Raw genomic sequence first — 18,687 nt, 5'->3', positions numbered from 1 at the left:
ATGCAAGAACAATGTCCATCTTCATGGCGAAGGATCAGATAGTCGTGCATTCGCGCTAAGTGCGTACCCGGGCGGTCCGGGTGCAGCTGGTGGATTCGACCGAGCAAACGCGGGTTGGCGGGCTCACGAGAGCCGGGGGCGCTTTCTCCAGTCGTATCACCGCTGGTCGACACCTTCGGGCAGCGGTGCATCGGGCGCATCGGTAAGGCACCGCTGCAGCGCTTGATCAGCTGCTGCCTCGGGACGCTTCCTTGGCAAGCACCTGGCCGCCTCCCGCAAAAGACCGCTCCTTACCCGCACGTCATGCGGTCGGTCAGGCCTCGGACGTTCCGGCATGAAGGTCTCCAGCGGAGAATGCCAGGCATTGGCTCTCCAGGTTACGGAGTACGCGCACCGCAATGCGCCCTTCGGTGTCGTCCATGCCGGCGATCAGTTCGTTTCGCAGGCCGTCCAGCGCCTCGCCCAGTTTGAGCGACACCGCACGACCCCGTTCGGTCAGGTGCAGGGTCTTGGCGCGGCCATCGGACAGGTCCCTGCGCCGCTTCAGCAAACCGTCCCGTTCGAGTTGGGTGACCGATCGCGCAATGGCGGCCGGATCCAGCGCCGATTCCTCGGCCACGTCTTTCTGCCGGATACCATCGCCCAGCCGGGCGATCACAAGAAGAACCGCCGCGATGGACAGGGAAACGCCCAGTTGCGCCAGGGCGATTCCTGCTGCGCGTTGCCAGGCGCGCCCGGCAGGCAGCACGGTCCAGGTCAGCGTCGTTCGCCAATCTTCGCCTTCGTGAAATGACATATCCCGTAAGTCCCATTGCTGATGCGGCCGGGACGACGCGTCCGGGTTTCGCCTGTTTCCCCGATACCTTAGCTTGATCTGCGCCGAGGCATTGAAGCGCTGGTCCGTTGTCGATGCATCAATTAAATCCCATCCGCGTCTCGCCGTTCAATCGATTCGTCGTGCGTGCGTGCTGCGACCGTCGTGAAGAGCAGGATGGACAAGCGCAGGCGCAGGACCGTGGAGCTGGATGCGTCACCGGCGGCGCTCGGAGAGGCGGGAAGCATTCGGCTGTCAGGGGGCGCTACAAAAACGGGAGCCGTCTTCCTTGGTCAACGGCTGCTGTTGACGCTTGCCGTCCGGGGCAGTCCCTTCATACACCGCGCAGTTGCTGGCATCCCATTCAAAACGCGCGTCTTTGTAGTGATAACGCGCCTGGGCACGCTCGAATGCCTTGACCTCTGCGCTGGGCAGGGCGCCATCGTCGATCTTGTGTTCCTTGGCGACGGGGGCGCCCGTGCACGCAGTAAGTGAAAGCGCAAGCGCTGACAAGAGACCTAGCTTCATGACCACTCCAATTCGGACGCTGACGTCGGGATAGATGGAAGGCCAGTGCGGCCCCGTTACGGAAGCAGACTGTAAGCAGGTCGGTATGAAATGTGCGTGCGAGTCCTATCGCCATGAGCGACTGACAAGAGGTAACAAGCGCTCGTCAGGGTGGATGCGGACGGTACACGGAAACCGGCGTGCACGACTGACGCGTGCCGATTCCGCGTACCGGCCCACACCCACCTGATCAGTCCACGCGTCTATACTTTCGTCGCTTGCGGGCGACTGACTGCCCTGGCGCCCGGATGCTGAGGACGCCGCGGACCTAATCCTTGCTGCCACTCGTGCCACGGCGGATTGCCTGCTCGGCCTCGTCCAGGGTCCTGTTGTAGCTGGCGCTCTCACCCGCGCTGACGAATCCCTGCTGCTTCGCTCTCGTTGCGGAATCGGTGCGGACCCAGCTGAGCTTCTTCTCGATCTCCGCAGCCTGGGCACTGGACAGCTTGCCTGCCTTGCGCGCCTCGGCCAGGCTAACGTCAATCGCCTCATAACGTGCCAACACCTTGGCGTGCAGCGGATCAGGGGCATGGCTGGCCCGCTGCTGTGCACGTGCGACGTTGACGGAACTCATTCCTGCGAAGACACCGATGCAGGTGGCAAATGTCATGAACATCAGCGTTTTCTTCATGCGATTTTTCACCTGTCATCGAATGCGAACCAACGGCCTGTGAACCGGTCCGGACCGTACCGCATGAGTATAGTCCAACGCCAAATTGACGGTGGATTGCTCTGAAATTTTGCGTCTCGACGCGCGATTGCTGGACGCCGCCCAGCAAAATTCCTACGGCTGCCACACCGTACCGGAGGCGGCGCGGCAGTCACGGTGGTGGCGCAAGCGTTCCATCACTGCCACCACGTCGCCGCCCCTGATGTGCCGGTGCACTTCGCTGCTCACGCGTTGCTTGGCAACGTCATCCCGCAGGCCAGGGCCCGGGAACGATGCCGGTTGAACCAGGCGTGGCAGCGAGTCCCCACGCGTCCTGACACGGGCAAGCTTACTGGGCGAGCAGTCCACCATCGACGACATGCTCGTGTCCGGTGATGTAGGACGATTCGTCGGACGCCAGGAACAGAACCAGGTTGCTGACTTCGCTGGCCTTGGCGATGCGCCCCAGTGGGATCTGGGCAACGGCATCACCGCCGTTTTCGTCCGTCCCTTCCACCATCATCGGGGTCTGAATGAAGCCCGGGTGGACCGAGTTCACACGGATGTTGTCTGCGCCATATTCGATTGCCGTCGCCTTGCTCATTCCGCGTACGGCGAATTTGCTGCCGACATAGGCCAGGCTCGGGAATCCGTAATTGGCTGCCATTCCGGCGATCGAGGAAATATTGACGATCGATCCCACCTTCGCCTTCAGCATGGAGGGGATGACTGCCTTCATGCCAAGGTAAACGGAATTCTGGTTGATCGCACAGACCTTGAGGAAATCTTCTTCGGAGATGTCCGCAGTCTTGGCAATGGGGCCCAGGATCCCTGCATTGTTGACCAGAATCGTGACGTTGCCGAATGCCGCTTCCGCTTCGGCCACCACGTTCTGCCATGCGTCCCAGCTCGTGACGTCCTGCTGGACGAAGCGAACATGCTTGCCCAGCTCGGAGGCCAGTGCACGCCCTCCCTCGGCATTGATGTCAGTGAAAACAACGTGCGCACCCTCTTCAACGAAATTGCGCACATGCGACGCGCCCATGCCCTGTGCGGCACCGGTGACGATTGCGACTTTGCCTTGCAGTCTGCCCATCATTCTTCTCCTGCGATTGAGTGGCCTCGCGGCCGCCAGTCGAACTAGTGTGTGGAAATATAGATGACGGGTCAATTAATTACTGTCGAGGCGAAGAGGACGATCAGGGGGCCCTCGAGCGTTGCGCGCTGCATGGGCCGCGGCACGTTTGACAGCCACGTCGCAACACGGCCATGTCCAGGCTCAGCGCGTCGAGCAGCTCCAACGCAAAAGCAAAACGCCATCGGCCCGCTGCAGTGACACTGCAGCGGGCCGATGGCGTTTCTGATCAGGGTTGCAGGCCGGCCTGAGTATCGACGCGGCGTTGCACTGTGATGCCAGCGATGCGCCGCTTGGCAGGGGGCGAGGAGCGCCGCCCTGCGCAGGCTCGGATCAGAGCACGTCCGGCGGCGGTGTGGTGGCCTTGGCGTGCTGCTTGCCACGTGCGTGTTCGATGGCGGTGCGCAGCTTGCGCGCGGCGCCGGTGACGGCCGAGGCGGTGGTTTCGGCACTATTGGTGGCCGCGATCGGTGGCAGGCCGGCGACGTGCGCCTCGATGCTGCAGGTTCGATCCGCTGCGCCGCCGCGTTGGCCGTTTTCATCGCGCAAATGCACGTCGACGCGGGTGATGTCGCTGGCGAAATGCGCCAGCTGGGCGGAGCAGGTCTTCTCGACATGCTGCACGACAGAGGGGTCATGCGGCACGTGCTTGTCGGTCTGGATCTGAATCTGCATAGAGTGTCTCCTTCGCGGTCATCCGCTGCGTCTGCCGTAGCGGTGACTCGATTCTGCGACAGCGCACCGTTGCCGCAAGGTGACAAGCTGCACCGCGTTCATGCACAGGTTGGGATGGCCCGGCGGTGCACCCGCTGCGGCGGCCGGCGCCGTAACCGCGATCGCCAACGCGCCTCCGATCGCGCAGCACCCGTCACGCCTGGCGAGCTCTGCCAGGCTGAACCCTCACGGCAGCGGCGAACTGCCCGGCTGCGGGCAGTGGATTAAGATGCCGGCACCGCGCTGATGTGCGCCTGTCCGATGTCTGCCTGTGTCCGAATTCCGAGTTGCCCTGGGTGCCCGTCGCGGCGTGTTGCAGCGTGTGCTGTTGCTGGTCGCGTTGTGGATGGTGTGCGTGGGTGCCGCCATCGCGCAGGACGACGACACCCTGCTGGAGACCGCGCAGACGCAGCTCGACAGCATGCAGAAGGTGCTGACCCAGGCCGACGCGGGCATGGAGAAGGCCGATACCGAGCAGCTGGGCAAGCTGACCGAGGACGTCGCAGGCGCGCAGCGGCAGGCGCAGGATCTGGTGCGCACGCTGGAGCAACCGCTCAAGGAGCTCAACGGGCGCTTGGAGGGGCTTGGTGTCGCGGCGCAAAACGAACCGGCCGACCTGGTCAAACAGCGCAGGGCGCTGACCAAGGAGCGCGATCAGCTCAATGCCGAGTTCATCCGGGCCACGCTGCTGGCCTCCAACGCCAAGGACCTGGCCGACCGGCTCGAACGCGAGCGCGTGCAACGCTTCAGCGTGCAGCTCTCCACACGGGTGGCCTCGCCGTTGTCGCCGACGTTATGGCATCAGATCGGGCAGCAGTGGCCGGACGATCGTGCCCGCCTGCAGGCCTTGTCCGACAAGACGGTGCAGCTGGTGCAGGCAGGTGTGGCGGCCAATGGCATGGGTGGACTGATCACCGCTGCCGTGGTCGCGTTGTTGCTGGCACTGCCGCTGCGCATCTTCCTGCGCCACCTGGGGCGTCGCTATGCGGCCTCGCGTGCGCCCGGCGGACGCCTGCGGCGCTCGGGGCTGGCCCTGTGGTTCCTGCTGGTCGGCACGTTGAGCCTGGGGATTGCGGCATTGGTGCTGGTCGAAGGTATCCGCGCGCTCGGCGAGCTGCCCGATGACCTGGACCAGCTGCTGACCGGGTTTGTCGCCATCAGCGTGGTGGCTGCCTTCGTCGGTTCGCTCAGTGCCAGCCTGTTGATGAAACACCAGCCCAGCTGGCGCCTGTTCCCGCTGGACGATGCCACCGTCGACCGCCTGCGCGTGCATTGCCTGGCCACCGCAGCAGTGATCTGGTTCAGCGGCATGGCGATCAAGATCAACGAGGTGGCCGGCAGCAGTCCGGCGTTGACCGCCGCCACCGATGCGGTGGCGGCGCTGTTGTATGCGGGGTTGATCCTGTCGGCCCTGGCCGGGCTGACCCTGTCCTTGCGCGCGCACGCGGCAAATGCCGGCGTGGCCGATCCGGACAGCGATGCGCCGCCGCCGGTGGTCACGCGCGGTGGCGGCTTCATCGTGCTGATCCGCCTGCTGGGTCACCTGGCGGTGATCTTCGCGTTGATCGCAGCCCTGTTCGGCTATCTCAATCTGGCCTTGTTCGTGGAGCGGCAGATCATCTGGATCACCCTGGTGTGCAGTCTGCTCGGCCTGCTGGTGGTCTTTACCGACGATCTGATGACCTGGCTGTTCAAGCCGGACGGCCGTTTCAGCCGGGCGTTGTCGCATGCGCTTAGCATCGGCAGCGGACGCCTGGTGCAGCTCGGGCTGCTGATCTCTGCCGCGACACGGGTGTTGCTGGTGCTGCTGGGCATCGCGGTGCTGCTGACGCCGTATGGCGCCAATATCAGCGTGGTCACCGACTGGGCGGAGAACATCGCCCACGGCATCACCATCGGCAAGGAGCTGGTGATCACCCCGGGCGACGTGTTCAGGGCGCTGTGCGTGTTCCTGCTCGGCATGGGGCTGGTGCACGTGGTGCAGCAGTGGTTGCTCAACACCTATCTGCCCAAGACCGAGCTCGATGACGGTGCGCGTAATTCCATCAGCACCGTGGCGCGTTATCTGGGCTGGCTGATCGTGGTGGTGTGGGGCCTGACCGCATTGGGCCTGGATCTGAAGCGGCTTGCACTGGTGTTGAGTGCATTGTCGGTGGGCATCGGTTTCGGTCTGCAGGCGATCACGCAGAACTTCGTGTCGGGTCTGATCCTGCTGGCCGAGCGGCCGGTGAAGATCGGCGATTGGGTGCGCATCGGCGATCAGGAGGGCGATGTGCGCAAGATCAGCGTGCGTGCGACCGAGATCCAGGTCGGCGACCGCTCCACCCTGATCGTGCCCAACTCGGAATTGATCACCAAGAGCGTGCGCAACATGACGCTGTCCAACCCGATGGGCCGGGTGCAGCTGCAGTTCTCGGTGCCGCTGGAAACCGACGTGGCAAAGGTGCGCAACATGCTGCTGGACCTGTTCGCCGAGCACACCAAGGTGCTGGCCGACCCGGCACCCTCGGTGTTCATCGATTCGCTGGCCGGCGGGCACGTCAACTTCAATTCGTTCGCCTACGTGCGCAGCCCGCGCGATTCGTATGGGGTGCGCAGCGAGCTGTTCTTCGCGCTGCTGCAGCGGATGGAAACGGCGGGGATTGCGCTGCAGTCGCCGCAGGAAATCCGCTTCAGCCGTGCAGGTGCTGCGGTGGCGCGCGATCCGGGCGATGGCACCCCGGCATCTGAAGACTGAGCCGGCCCGTGCACGATACGCGGCGTGTCCTGCGCTGGTGGTGCAGCTAAAATTCGCAGGGTCGAGGACGCGGCGCCCTCACCGCTTGCGGGACACGCCGTGAACCCGTCCCTGGGGGCTCGGTGGCGGCATCCATGCCGCCACACGGTCCCGCAACCAGCAAGGACACCGCACCAGAGAGTTGGTCGGCGCTCATTTGAAAAGCTGCCTGTCGTGCGGTGTGCATTAGACGTGGGGCAGAGACGTCACGATCGAGCAAGGCATCCAGCACTGTTCTTCCATGTGCACCGACCGTCTCGACTGGTCCTTGCCCGCTCACCGTCGCGGGACCTTGAGCGGCATGGATGCCGCGCCAGAGCCTACATGGACGTACTTGCGGCGTGTCCCGCGATGGTGGGCGGGCAAGGGCCCTGCAGCCAGGCCGCACATCGCATGCTTCGGCTTCGGCCTTGCCTTTGCCTTTACCTCATCCACATACCTCGACCTCGACCGAGACCGAGACGATGGCCAGGCTCAGGAGCGATCCGCGACCTGGCTCTGTTTCACCAGGGCCAGATCGTCCACGCTGACATCTTCGGTGTAGTCCAGCCAGGCACGGATCTCCAGATCGTCCACCGCATGCTCCAGGCCCACCGGCATGCGGATGCGACCGGCCGCATCGGGCACCACCCACTGCTGGGCCAGCACCACCTTGCGCTCTGACGAGACGGCTTCCACCCAGAAGGCCCGCGTCGGCCGGCGCTTGGCGTACAGCTCCAGCATGTAACGACCGGCCTCGGTCTTGCGGGCAGTCTGGGTGAGCATGATCGGTTGGCGCACGCGGGGGCGCGGGCCTTGCTGGCTGGCCTCCAGCGGCGCGTCCACGGCGATGCCGCGGGTCAGGTCCGGATCGCGATACAGCTTCATGCTCTGGTGGCGGTCGACCACCAATGCGCACCAATCGCCATCGGCCGAACCGTCCTCGAACGCCGTGCAGCGATCCACATACGCCAGCGTGCCCTCGGTGTGGGTGCGATCGAACTGGCGCGAGGTGTTTTCCAGATAGACGGTTTTGAGATTGGTGTCGTCGTCGTATTCCAGCAGCACCGGCGGGCGCACCTGTTGCACGCCCACCACCACATCGCCATTGCCGTTGATGCGCAGCATGCGTGTGCTGCGCCCGGTCCACAGCGTGCGCGCGTAGGCGAGATAGCGCGGGTAGTCCTTGCCGCTGTCGCGACTGGCCGCCACGCTGGCGCTGGGAGGCGCGTCGCTGGCCAGCAGCGAGCGACCAAAGCCCAGCGTGCGCATGCCCGGTTCCAGCAGCTGCAACAGCGTTGCACCCGAATCCAGCGTGCTGCCGGCGCGCGTGACCACTTGTTGCGGAGCGATGTCCTTGCCGAGGAACAGGAGCAGGTTCTCGCGCTTCTGCTTGGCGAGCACGTCGCTGAGATCGTTGGGCATCGCCAGGTGATCGGAGGCGATCACGATGATGGTGTTCTTGCCGTAGCGGCTGTTGCGAATGCGCGTGACCAGCTCGCCGATCAGCCGGTCGCTGCACTTGATCGCATGCAGCAGCCCGATGTCGCCCAGTGCGCTGTCGTAGTGCTGGCCCTTGCAGGCCAGCGGCAGATGGCCGGCGGGGTGGTGGGTGTCCATGGTCAGCGTGGTGAGCATGAACGGCTGGCCGGCGCGCGACAGCGTCTGGAAGCTGTCCCAGGCATCGTCCAGCAGCACATCGTCGTGCACGCCCCAGGCGGAAAAGTGCTCGGGAGCCACGCCCTTGTCGCGGAAGTAGCTGACGTCGTGCACCACATCGAAACCATGGCTGGACAGAAAGCTGCCCTTGCCGGCAAAGCTGGCATCGGCGCCGCCGACATAGTGATTGCGGTAGCCCTGATCCTTGAGATAGTCGCCCAGGCAGCGTGCTTCGGGCAGGAACAGGCCCATGCGGCCCATGCTGTTTTCATCGCCGGGCGCGGTGGTCAGCGGCACGCCGCACATCGAGGCGACCATGCCGGCGATGGTCCAGCCGCTGCCTTCGGTGGAGGTGAGGTTGCGTACGTCCACTGCCTCGCTGGCCAGCGCGCGCAGGTTCGGCATCAGGCCGGGAAACACCTTTTCATCGAAGTAGGTGCGTTCCAGGCTCTCACCGTAGATCCACACGATGTTCTTGCGCTTCTGCAAGGGCTGCTGCGGCACCAGGTATTCCGGCACCACGGTGGCGTAATCCACGGGGCGCAACTGGTAGTACAGGCGCTTGCCGTCGCGGTACAAGGGGCTGACCGCGATGCTGACCAGCAACATCATCACGAAGGCGCCAAACACCGCGTTGCCTCCGCGCGGGCGACGGAAACGCCGCACCTTCAGCAACACCAGCGGGCTGAGCGACAGCAGCACCATGCCGATAAACACGGCGATATAGGCGGAAAAATCGCTGACGCCGGCACCGTCCATGTCCGCGCGCAGGTGATACAGCGTGGCGGCGTTGATGCCATCGCCGCTGAGCCGATCCACCAAGCCCCAGGCACTGAGCAACAGCAGCAGCAACGACAACAGACCGGCCTTCAACCACGCCAGACGCGGCGAGGCGACCAAGAGCCAAAGCAGGAGCAACAGCGAAAACAACAACATCCAATGCATGCGGCAGCGTCCGTGGGGGAATGATGCGAGCGCGTACCGGACGCCTTGCTCGCCATGTCCTGTGCGCCACACCCAATGTGACACCCGGATGACGGACTATGCCGCGCCGAAGCTGACTGAAATGTTTGTTCGCGTTAAGCCATCGCCGCAGCGTGGCGGATCGCACGCGTTGACGCTCCCCTGGTCGCGGTGGCGTTCGCCAGAAATCGGCGCTATCTGCATTGCGCATTTGGCGCGCTTCTCGCAGATGGGCGACGTGGCTATCACCCCGCACCACCCGATCTGCTTTGACGGTTTGACGCGGCTGTCTTGGCAAGCGATGTCGCGCCCGGGTGCGCTCCTACGCGGAGGTGGGGTCTGTTGGAGTGCTATCGATGCCCGCGTTCTTCGCGCGCACGCACACGGCGGTCGAACAACAGGGCGCTGAGCACGATGCCCAGGCCCAGCACCACGCCGAGCAGGAACAGCACCATCGCAATGGCCGGGTAGCCCCACAGTTTCAAGCCGGTTTCGATGCGCATCATCTGCGCCGAGGCCATGATCAATGCCGCGGTCACGATGCCGGCCGCCACGCGGTTGGCGATCTTCTGCAGGCTTTCCATCAGATGCGATTCTTCCAGCCCGGTGACGCGCATCTGCAGCCGGTTTTCCGCCGCCAGCGACAGGATCTCGGACATGCGGCGCGGTCCTTCGCGCACCAGGTGCTGCAGTTCCATCGCCTCGCTGGCCAGATTGGCGGCGGACAGGGACTTTTTCAGCCGCGCGCGCATCACATGCTGCAGATGACGTTCGACGATGCGGCGCGTGTCCAGGTGCGGCGACAGCGCGCGGCACACGCCTTCCAGGTTCAACAAGGTCTTGCCGAGCAGGCTCAGCTCCGGTGGCGTGCGCAAGCCGTTGGAGGTGGCGATGCGTACCAGATCCAGCACCACGCGGCCTTCGGAGGTGGTGTCGTGGGCGGCATATCGGGCGATCATCTGCCCGGTTTCGCGCTGGTAGCGGTCCTCGTCGTAGTCCTCCAGGCGCGTGCTGAGCGCAATGGTCTCTTCGGCGACTTCTTCGCCACGCCCGTCGACGGCGGCGAACAGCAGCTTGAGCAAGCGCTCGCGCAGGCGCGGCGGCACATGCGCGACCATGCCCAGGTCGAAGATCGCCAGGCGCCCGTCCTGCAGCACGCGCAGGTTGCCCGGATGCGGGTCGGCATGGATCTCGCCATGCACGAACATCTGGTCCAGGTAGCCCTTGACCAGCTCTGCGGCCAGGTTATCCATTGGCTGCTCGGTGCGGCGCAGGCCGGAGATCTTGTCCACCCGCACGCCTTCGGCCAGCTGCATGGTCAGCACCTTGCGGCTGCTCAGGTCCCATACCGGTTGCGGAATCCACAACAGCGGAAATGGCTTCAGATGCTTGCCGAAGCGCGCCAGCGTCTCGGCCTCGTCTTCGTAATTGAGCTCAGCGCGCAGGGTCTTGCCGAACTCGCCCAGCCAGTCGGCAAAGCGCACGCGCCGACCGATGCCGGTCAGGCGGTCGGCGGCGGTGGCAAAGCTCTTGAGCACGTCCAGGTCCGAACGGACCTGGGCGGCGACTTCGGGTTTTTGCACCTTGATCGCCACCGGGGTGCCGTCGCGCAGGGCGGCGCGGTGCACCTGCGCCAGCGAGGCGCAGCCCAGCGGCACCGGGTCGAAGAACGAGAACGCCTTGTTGACCGACACGCCGAGTTCTTCCTCGATGATCTGGCGGATGCGCTCCACCGGCACCGAGCTGGTGTTCTCCTGCATGCGCTCCAGCGCCGTGGCGAACTCAGGCGGCACGATGTCCGGCCGCGTGGACAGCATCTGGCCAAGCTTGACGAAGGTGGGGCCGAGCGCCTCCAGGTCGGAGACGAACTGGTCGGGCGTGCCTTCGGCGGGCACTTCGTACTCGTTGATCGCGGCCGGATCCAGATTCATGCCGGCGAATACGCCCGACCCGCGATACCGCAGCAACAGGCGCAGGATCTGCGTGCGACGGCTCATGCCGCCCACCACGCCGGTGTCGGCGGGGATCGCGGCCTGGGCCGGTGTGCGGTACGGGTCGTTCGGACTCAAGGCCATCTCCGGCGGTCGTGCAAGGGGGCGAGTGTGGCCAGCGGCGGGTCGTCAGGCGGTGAATCCAGCCACGTGGCCAAGGCGCTGCCGTGCGCGGCCCAGGGCCGGCGGGCACGGCCGGATCGTCCGGCTGGCGGGCGGCGGCATCGCGCGGCAACGGTCGCCAACAGCCGGCAACGGCCTGCCATCACCCCATACCGGCGCAGGATCGGCGAGAATCCACCGCCACTCACGAAGGACCCCCCGCATGGCCGGTGCCAGCCTGTTCACCCTGCTCGACGACATCGCCACATTGCTGGACGACGTTTCCATCCTGACCAAGGTCGCGGCCAAGAAGACCGCCGGCGTGCTTGGCGACGACCTGGCGCTCAATGCGCAGCAGGTCACCGGCGTCACTGCCGACCGCGAGCTGCCGGTGGTGTGGGCAGTGGCCAAGGGGTCGCTGATGAACAAGGTGATCCTGGTGCCGGCGGCGCTGGCGATCAGCGCCCTGGAGGCCTGGTTGCGCGGGCGCGGTTACAACGTGCCGCTGGTGATGCCGCTGATGATGATCGGCGGTGCCTACCTGTGCTTCGAGGGCGTGGAGAAGCTGGCCCACAAGTTCCTGCACAACGAGGAAGACGAAGCGCAGCGGCATGCCGAACGCACCCGCGCGCTGGCCGACGAGAGAGTGGACGTGGTGGCGCTGGAAAAGGACAAGGTCAAGGGCGCGATCCGCACCGACTTCATCCTGTCGGCGGAGATCATCGTGCTGTCGCTGGGCGTGGTGGCGGGAGTGTCGTTCGGCCAGCAGGTTGCAGTGCTGGTGGCGATCGCGCTGGCGATGACCATCGGCGTGTACGGCCTGGTCGCGGCCATCGTCAAGCTGGACGACCTGGGCTTGTACCTGACCAACAAGGGCGCTGCCCTGGCTGCGCTGGGGCGCGGCATCCTGGTGGCCGCTCCGTGGCTGATGAAGTTCCTGTCGGTGGCCGGCACGCTGGCGATGTTCCTGGTCGGCGGCGGCATCCTGGTGCACAACATCCCGGCGCTGCACCACACCGTGCAGGACCTGACCAAGTCGGCCGGTGGCATGGGCTGGCTGGTCGATGCGTTGGGCAACATGCTGGTGGGCGTGGTTGCCGGTGCGGTCGTGCTGGGCGCGGTGATACTGTTCCAGAAGCTGCGCGGCAAGCCGGCGGCGCATTGATCCGCGCTGCGACGGGCCGGGCGTGGGGCTGGTACCCGCACCGGCGCGACGTGATCGCCCCGCGTGCTGGATCAGCCGGCACGCCATAGCCGGCGGAAATCGCTGTCGACACGGCTATGCTCGGGCCGCCGCGCCAACGGCGCCGCCCTGCACGGCCACGCCACCCTGTGCCGAGGAGCGCACCGGGCGGCGGCCTTCACCGCTCCAGGCAGGGCAGATGCCCCCTGCGTTCCGCCGACGGTTGCGCTCAGTCGGCGCTGACCACGCGATTCTTGCCGGCCGACTTGGCCTCGTACATGGCGCGGTCGGCACGGCGGATGACATCGTCCTGGGTTTCGTCGAGATGGCGCAGCGCCACGCCGCCGCTGAAGCTGACGAACAGTCGCACGTCGTCGTGCAACAGCGACCGTTGCGCCAGCGCGCGCTGCAGGCGGATCACCGCCGCACTGGCTTCGAAGATGGTGGAATCCGGCAACAGCAACACGAACTCCTCGCCGCCGAAGCGGGCGATGGCATCGGTGGTGCGCAGCACCGACTTGGCCACGTCCACCGTATGGCGCAGCGCGGCGTCGCCGCCGGCATGGCCGTGGGTCTCGTTGAGGCGGCGAAAGTCGTCCAGATCCAGCATCGCCACGCACAAGGGTTGGCCGCCGCGCTGGGTACGGGCGGCTTCGCGCTGGAACAGCTCTTCGAAGCCGCGGCGATTCAGCGCCCCGGTCAGCTGGTCTTCGCGCACCAGGCCAGCCACGTCCTTGAGTTCCTGTTCCAGCAGGGCGATGCGCTGCTCGGCGTCCTCGACCTGGCGACGTGCGGCGAGCAGCTCGTCGCGCGCGGCCAGCGCCAGCGCCTGCACGCCGGCGGTGTCCTGCAACACGTCCTGCAGCAGGCGATTGAGGTCGGGAATGCTGCGAGCGTCGCCGATCGCCTGCGAATAGCCGGCAACGCGATCGTGGTACTCGCCGGTGCTGGTGGCCATGCCATCGAGCCGGTCGACGAAGGACACCATCATCTCGCGCATGGCGGTCTTGGAGTCGGCAATGCCTTGCTTGAGCAGGCCCTGCTTGTAGATGACCTCGCGCAGGGTGCCGCGTGCCTGCTCGATCGAGCCGACATCCAGCGGCCCGGAGATCAGCTGCCGCACCACCGAGATCTGCCCCTGCAGCCAGCTGCGATCGTCGAGCAGTTCGCCCACGTTCTCCAGCAACAGGTCGAACAGGCCCAGCAACAGGTTCTGCTGTTCGCTGGCATCTTCGGCACGCAGGCCGATCTGATGACTCAGTTCGCGCAAGCGTTGGTCCAGGGTGATCAGTTCATGGCCGGGGCGCCAATGGCGCAGCGCCGATGCCAGGGTCTGTGCTTCTTCGGCCAGCTCCGGGCTGCGTTGCAGCAGCGTGGCCAAGGCATTGCCCAGTGCGTGACGCAGCAGGTCGCGCAGCTGCTCGGCTTCGGTGCGCCCTTCGGCCAGCGAGTCGCCGGTATCGATGGTGCGGATGTACTTGTCGATCAATTGCCGCAAGGCGCGGCCGTAGCCGGGCCAGTCGCCGGCCGCATAGGCCGCGCTCAGGCGCACGCCCATATCGCCGAGTTCGCCATGCAGGCTGGTGATGCCCTCGGCGAAGGCCAGCAGCAAGGCCTCCGGGTGCGCGGCATGCGAGAACAGGCGCATCAGCAGGGCGGTGGCGGCAGCCGGGTCGTGCGCGCCGGACTTGTTCTTGGCCGGCACCAGCTGATGCGCGGCCAGGCCGTGCCCGCCGTGCCCGCCGCCGACCACGCTGGGCAGGGCGGCGGCCGGGCGTGCGCTGTCCGCGCCACCCCAGGGCAACAGGCGGCGCAGCCCACCACGTGGGCGGCTTGGAAGTTCAGGCTGGTCTGCCATGCGCCGGGGTCTCGGAAAGTCGTGATGCTACCGCTGGTTATCGGCGTGCAAGCGTCTTGCTTAAGCGGTCCGGACAGGTCTGCGCAGTTCCAGCCTGCGCGCACGATGGCCGGCGATGGTCGAAAGGCGATGCCGACCTGTGGCTGAACAAGTCAGGCGGGACTGGCAGGCGCCGCGGCCAGCGCCTGCTTCCGGTGCGTTTCAACAACCACGCACCACGGCGGGGATGTCATCACACGGCGACGCGCCGCTTATGCCGGGACGTACACGCGACCATGCGCAAGGGAATGTCGGTGTCGCAGAAAAGTCAGCACGTATTCACGCATATTTTATTTGCCCGGGGTGTAGATTCATCTCAAGGACGACGTGGAGTACGCGCGTTGGCCCCGCTCCTCATTCGTAGCAGGTCGTCTGGCTGAATCGGCAGATGATGGTTGTCGCTTCGCTGTTTTCCGTCTCCACCCACTTTACGACGGACGTTTAGATGGTTGCCATGATGCCGCTTCACGCCACTACCGCACGCTTTGAACGCAGTACGTTGCTCCCCACTCTGAAGAAGAGCGGGCGGCCGCGTGATGCACGCGGGCGCTTCATTCGCCATCACGAACGTCTGCCGGTGTCGCCGGCCGATACCCGCGGCGCCTTGTTCGTGGTGTCGGAGATGGCGGACTTTATCAAGGCTGGCGGCCTGGGCGATGTGGCGGCGGCGCTGCCGCGCGCGCTGCGCCATCGCTACGACGTGCGGGTACTGATCCCCGGCTACCGCGCAGTGCTGGCGCGCGCGGGCAAGGTGGAGATCGTCGGCCGGGTATTGGCGCATGCGGCACTGCCGGCCTGCGACATCGGCCGCATCGTGCAATCGGACGGCCTGCCGATCTACATCCTGCTGTCCAAGGAATTGTTCGAGCGCGACGGGTCGCCTTATGTGAGCACCAGCGGGTCGGAGTTCGAAGACAACGCGATCCGCTTTGCCACCTTGTCGCATGCCGCCGCGCAGATCGCCGCCGGCCACGCCGGGCTGGGCTGGAAGCCGCGCCTGCTGCACCTCAACGACTGGCCGTGCGCGCTGGCTGCCGCCTATGTGCGCTGGTCCGGCGGCACCACGCCGTGCCTGTTGACCATCCATAACCTGGCCTACCAGGGCCTGGTGCCGTATTCGATGGCCGCTGCGCTGGGCATCCCCGCCGAGCGCGTGGCCGAGCTGGAGTTCTACGGGCAGATGTCGTTCCTGCGTGGCGGCATCGTGCATGCCGACCACGTCAACACGGTCAGCGTCAGCTATGCCCAGCAGATCACCGGCCCGGCGCAGGGCTGTGGCCTGGACCGCCTGCTGGCCGGTCGCGCCGCCAAGGGCGCGCTGACCGGCATCGTCAACGGCATCGACGCCAGCTGGGACCCGCGCACCGACGAATATCTGGACACGCATTTCAGCGTGAATCAGTGGCAGGGCCGGCAGGCCAACGCCGCGCAGGTGCGCAAGGCCTTCGGGCTGCGCGAGAGCACCGGCCCGCTGTTTGCGGTGGTATCGCGGCTGGTGCACCAGAAGGGCCTGGACCTGATTTGCGAAGTCGCCCCGCAGATCGTGGCCGCTGGCGGCCAGATCGCGGTGATCGGCGGCGGCGAGCCGGAGATCGAGCAGCAGGTCGCCGAGCTGACCCGGCGCTATCCCGGCCAGGTGGGTGCCTTCATCGGGTTCGAGGAAGGCCTGGCGCGGCGCATGTTTGCCGGTGCCGACTTCCTGCTGATGCCGTCGCGCTTCGAGCCGTGCGGCCTGAGCCAGATGTACGCGCAGCGCTTTGGCTGCCTGCCGATCGCGCACGCCACCGGCGGCCTGATCGACACGGTGGATGACGGCGTCACCGGTTTCCTGTTCCAGCACGCCAGCGCCGAGGCCTTGCGCCGTTGCCTGGAGCGCGCATTCCGTACCTTCCGCCTGCCCAGCCTGCTGTCGGCGATGCGCCGCGCGGCGATGTTGCGTCCCAGTGGCTGGGATGTGGCGGGCAAGAAGTACCTCTCGCTGTACGAACGCACCGCCGCAACCGCTCCCGCGCTTGCGACGGTGTCATGAGCGAACGGCTGGGCGTGCAGGGGCAGGAGACGGAAACGACGGCGGTGACCATGGACGGGATCTCGGATTCAGCGCAGAGCGTGCAGGCGCTGGCCGCTGGCCTGCCTGCCGATGCATTCGCGGTCCTGGGCCCGCATGTCCAGGCCGACGGCCGCCGTCTGGTGCGCGTGTTGGCGCCCGGTGCCGAGGCCATGGGCCTGATCGATCCGCGCGGCAAGTTGCTGGCGCGCATGCAGGCCGGCCCGGTCGATGGCGTGTTCGAGGGCGTGCTGGCGGTCGAAGGACCGTATCGGCTGCGCATCGTGTGGCCGGACGTGGTGCAGGAGATCGAAGACCCTTACGCCTTTGCTGCCACGCTGGACGAATCCATCCTGCTGCAGATCGCTGCCGGCGACGGCCAGGCCTTGCGTTGCGCCCTGGGTGCCCGGCACCTGCGCTGCGACGATGTGCCGGGGGTGCGCTTTGCGGTGTGGGCGCCGCATGCGCAGCGCGTGGCGGTGGTGGGCGATTTCAACGGCTGGGACGTACGCCGGCATCCGATGCGCCAGCGCATCGGTGGGTTCTGGGAGCTGTTCCTGCCGCGCGTGGAAGCCGGCACGCGTTACAAGTACGCCATCACCGCTGCCGATGGCCGCGTCTTGCTCAAGGCCGACCCGGTGGCGCGCCAGAGCGAATTGCCGCCGGCCACCGCCTCGGTGGTGCCGGGCGCGGCAGCGTTCGGCTGGACCGACGCGGCCTGGATGGCCGCGCGCGATGCCCGTGCCGCGCCGGCGCCGCTGTCCATCTATGAAGTGCACGCCGCGTCCTGGCGACGCGATGGGCACAACCAGCCGCTGGACTGGCCGGGGCTGGCCGCACAGCTGATTCCCTATGTGCAGCAGCTCGGCTTCACCCATATCGAGTTGCTGCCGATCACCGAACATCCATTCGGCGGCTCCTGGGGCTACCAACCGCTGGGGCTGTATGCGCCGACGGCGCGCCACGGCAGCCCGGACGGCTTTGCCCAGTTCGTCGACGCCTGTCATCGCGCCGGCATCGGCGTGATCCTGGACTGGGTCAGCGCGCACTTTCCCGATGACGCCCACGGCCTGGCGCAGTTCGACGGCGCGGCGGTGTACGAGCATGCCGACCCGCGCGAGGGCATGCATCGCGACTGGAATACGCTGATCTACAACTACGGCCGGCCCGAAGTGACCGCCTACCTGCTGGGCAGCGCGCTGGAGTGGATCGACCACTACCATCTGGACGGCCTGCGCGTGGACGCAGTGGCCTCGATGCTGTATCGCGACTATGGCCGTGCCGAAGGCGAGTGGGTGCCCAACGCGCATGGCGGCCGCGAGAATCTGGAAGCCGTTGCCTTCCTGCGCCAGCTCAACAGCGAGATTGCCGCGCGCTTCCCCGGTGTACTGACCATCGCCGAAGAGTCCACCGCCTGGCCAGGCGTGACCGCGCCGATCAGCGAGGGTGGCCTGGGCTTCACCCACAAATGGAACATGGGCTGGATGCACGACACGCTGCACTATATGCAGCGCGATCCGGCCGAGCGCGCGCAGCACCATAGCCAGCTCACCTTCGGTCTGGTGTACGCGTTCTCCGAGCGTTTCGTGCTGCCGATCTCGCACGACGAAGTGGTGCACGGCACCGGTGGCCTGCTCGGTCAGATGCCTGGCGACGACTGGCGGCGCTTTGCCAACCTGCGCGCGTATCTGGCGCTGATGTGGGCGCATCCGGGCGACAAACTGCTGTTCATGGGCGCCGAATTCGGCCAGTGGAACGACTGGAATCACGATCAGTCGCTGGACTGGCATCTGCTCGACGGGGCCGCGCATCGCGGCGTGCAGCAACTGGTCGGCGATCTCAATGCCGCATTGCGACGGGTGCCGGCACTGTATCGCGGCACGCATCGTGCCGACGGCTTCGACTGGAGCGTGGCCGACGACGCGCGCAACAGCGTGCTGGCGTTCATCCGCCACGATCCCGAGGGCGGCGCACCCTTGCTGGCGGTGAGCAACCTCACTCCGCGACCGCACCACGACTATTGCGTCGGCGTGCCGCGTGCCGGCGGCTGGCGCGAAATCCTCAACACCGACAGTGCCCATTACGGTGGCAGCAACCTCGGCAACAGCGGTCGCCTGGCGACCGAGCCGATGGGCATGCACGGGCACGCACAACGCCTGCGCCTGACCCTACCGCCGCTGGCCACGATCTATCTGCAAGCGGAGAAATAGC

12 protein-coding genes are annotated in these 18,687 nt (G+C 66.1%); 4 read left to right on the top strand and 8 right to left on the bottom strand.

Translation table 11 applies throughout. The features are described 5' to 3' along the window. Positions 1-313 precede the first annotated feature (313 nt). From EO170_RS11680 to EO170_RS11655, 5 genes are all read right to left on the bottom strand, one after another. Positions 314-748 carry a MarR family transcriptional regulator gene (locus EO170_RS11680; protein ID WP_197944248.1) on the bottom strand — a complete coding sequence of 145 codons (435 nt, stop codon included), beginning with the start codon at positions 746-748 and terminating at the stop codon, positions 314-316. A 321-nt stretch (positions 749-1,069) separates the two neighbouring features. Next, entirely contained in the window at positions 1,070-1,342 is a 273-nt protein-coding gene (locus EO170_RS11675) for a hypothetical protein (protein WP_126945059.1), read from the bottom strand. Positions 1,343-1,649: 307 nt separating this feature from the next. Next, positions 1,650-2,012, bottom strand: coding sequence for a hypothetical protein (locus EO170_RS11670; RefSeq protein ID WP_126945054.1), 363 nt, complete (start codon positions 2,010-2,012; stop codon positions 1,650-1,652). Positions 2,013-2,379: 367 nt separating this feature from the next. Further along, positions 2,380-3,126, bottom strand: coding sequence for a glucose 1-dehydrogenase (locus EO170_RS11660; protein WP_126945048.1), 747 nt, complete (start codon positions 3,124-3,126; stop codon positions 2,380-2,382). Positions 3,127-3,498: 372 nt separating this feature from the next. Continuing rightward, positions 3,499-3,840, bottom strand: coding sequence for an HPF/RaiA family ribosome-associated protein (locus tag EO170_RS11655; RefSeq protein WP_104585671.1), 342 nt, complete (start codon positions 3,838-3,840; stop codon positions 3,499-3,501). A gap of 352 nt (positions 3,841-4,192) precedes the next feature. Here EO170_RS11655 and EO170_RS11650 point away from each other — a divergent pair, with 352 nt between their 5' ends. Continuing rightward, positions 4,193-6,616 (top strand): DUF3772 domain-containing protein, encoded by a 2,424-nt coding sequence (locus EO170_RS11650; RefSeq protein ID WP_164741035.1) that lies wholly within the window; start codon positions 4,193-4,195, stop codon positions 6,614-6,616. Positions 6,617-7,129: 513 nt separating this feature from the next. On the opposite strand, the gene EO170_RS11640 is transcribed toward EO170_RS11650, so the two are convergent. Continuing rightward, positions 7,130-9,238 (bottom strand): phosphoglycerol transferase I, encoded by a 2,109-nt coding sequence (locus EO170_RS11640; RefSeq protein ID WP_126945042.1) that lies wholly within the window; start codon positions 9,236-9,238, stop codon positions 7,130-7,132. 368 nt (positions 9,239-9,606) lie between these two features. After that, a complete protein-coding gene (locus EO170_RS11630; RefSeq protein WP_104585679.1) occupies positions 9,607-11,331 on the bottom strand; it encodes an AarF/UbiB family protein in 1,725 nt (574 codons plus the stop codon). 241 nt (positions 11,332-11,572) lie between these two features. On the opposite strand from EO170_RS11630, the gene EO170_RS11625 reads away from it, so the two are divergent. Next, positions 11,573-12,514 carry a DUF808 domain-containing protein gene (locus tag EO170_RS11625; protein ID WP_126944670.1) on the top strand — a complete coding sequence of 314 codons (942 nt, stop codon included), beginning with the start codon at positions 11,573-11,575 and terminating at the stop codon, positions 12,512-12,514. A gap of 247 nt (positions 12,515-12,761) precedes the next feature. Here EO170_RS11625 and EO170_RS11620 read toward each other — a convergent pair whose 3' ends face one another. Beyond that, positions 12,762-14,390: a GGDEF domain-containing protein gene (locus EO170_RS11620; protein ID WP_126945034.1), complete on the bottom strand. Its 1,629-nt coding sequence runs from the start codon at positions 14,388-14,390 to the stop codon at positions 12,762-12,764. Between the two features lie 484 nt (positions 14,391-14,874). Here EO170_RS11620 and glgA point away from each other — a divergent pair, with 484 nt between their 5' ends. Continuing rightward, positions 14,875-16,458 (top strand): glycogen synthase GlgA, encoded by a 1,584-nt coding sequence (glgA, locus tag EO170_RS11615; RefSeq protein ID WP_164739275.1) that lies wholly within the window; start codon positions 14,875-14,877, stop codon positions 16,456-16,458. Next, the gene (locus tag EO170_RS11610; RefSeq protein WP_126945031.1) at positions 16,455-18,686 is read left to right on the top strand and encodes a 1,4-alpha-glucan branching enzyme; all 2,232 of its coding nucleotides are present in this window, start codon (positions 16,455-16,457) and stop codon (positions 18,684-18,686) included. The genes glgA and EO170_RS11610 overlap by 4 nt, the downstream gene beginning before the upstream one ends. Position 18,687: the final 1 nt, after the last annotated feature.

The sequence above is a fragment of the Xanthomonas sp. BRIP62409 genome, assembly GCF_003992965.1.
GTDB lineage: Bacteria > Pseudomonadota > Gammaproteobacteria > Xanthomonadales > Xanthomonadaceae > Xanthomonas > Xanthomonas euroxanthea.
This window is presented reverse-complemented; position numbering and strand designations above follow the sequence as displayed.

Coding starts and splice junctions, on each gene's coding strand:
- EO170_RS11620 (WP_126945034.1), bottom strand. CDS start 14,390: ATGGCAGACCAGCCTGAACTTCCAAGCCGCCCACGTGGTGGGCTGCGC.
- EO170_RS11640 (WP_126945042.1), bottom strand. CDS start 9,238: ATGCATTGGATGTTGTTGTTTTCGCTGTTGCTCCTGCTTTGGCTCTTG.
- EO170_RS11630 (WP_104585679.1), bottom strand. CDS start 11,331: ATGGCCTTGAGTCCGAACGACCCGTACCGCACACCGGCCCAGGCCGCG.
- EO170_RS11655 (WP_104585671.1), bottom strand. CDS start 3,840: ATGCAGATTCAGATCCAGACCGACAAGCACGTGCCGCATGACCCCTCT.
- EO170_RS11675 (WP_126945059.1), bottom strand. CDS start 1,342: ATGAAGCTAGGTCTCTTGTCAGCGCTTGCGCTTTCACTTACTGCGTGC.
- EO170_RS11660 (WP_126945048.1), bottom strand. CDS start 3,126: ATGGGCAGACTGCAAGGCAAAGTCGCAATCGTCACCGGTGCCGCACAG.
- EO170_RS11670 (WP_126945054.1), bottom strand. CDS start 2,012: ATGAAGAAAACGCTGATGTTCATGACATTTGCCACCTGCATCGGTGTC.
- EO170_RS11610 (WP_126945031.1), top strand. CDS start 16,455: ATGAGCGAACGGCTGGGCGTGCAGGGGCAGGAGACGGAAACGACGGCG.
- EO170_RS11625 (WP_126944670.1), top strand. CDS start 11,573: ATGGCCGGTGCCAGCCTGTTCACCCTGCTCGACGACATCGCCACATTG.
- glgA (WP_164739275.1), top strand. CDS start 14,875: ATGGTTGCCATGATGCCGCTTCACGCCACTACCGCACGCTTTGAACGC.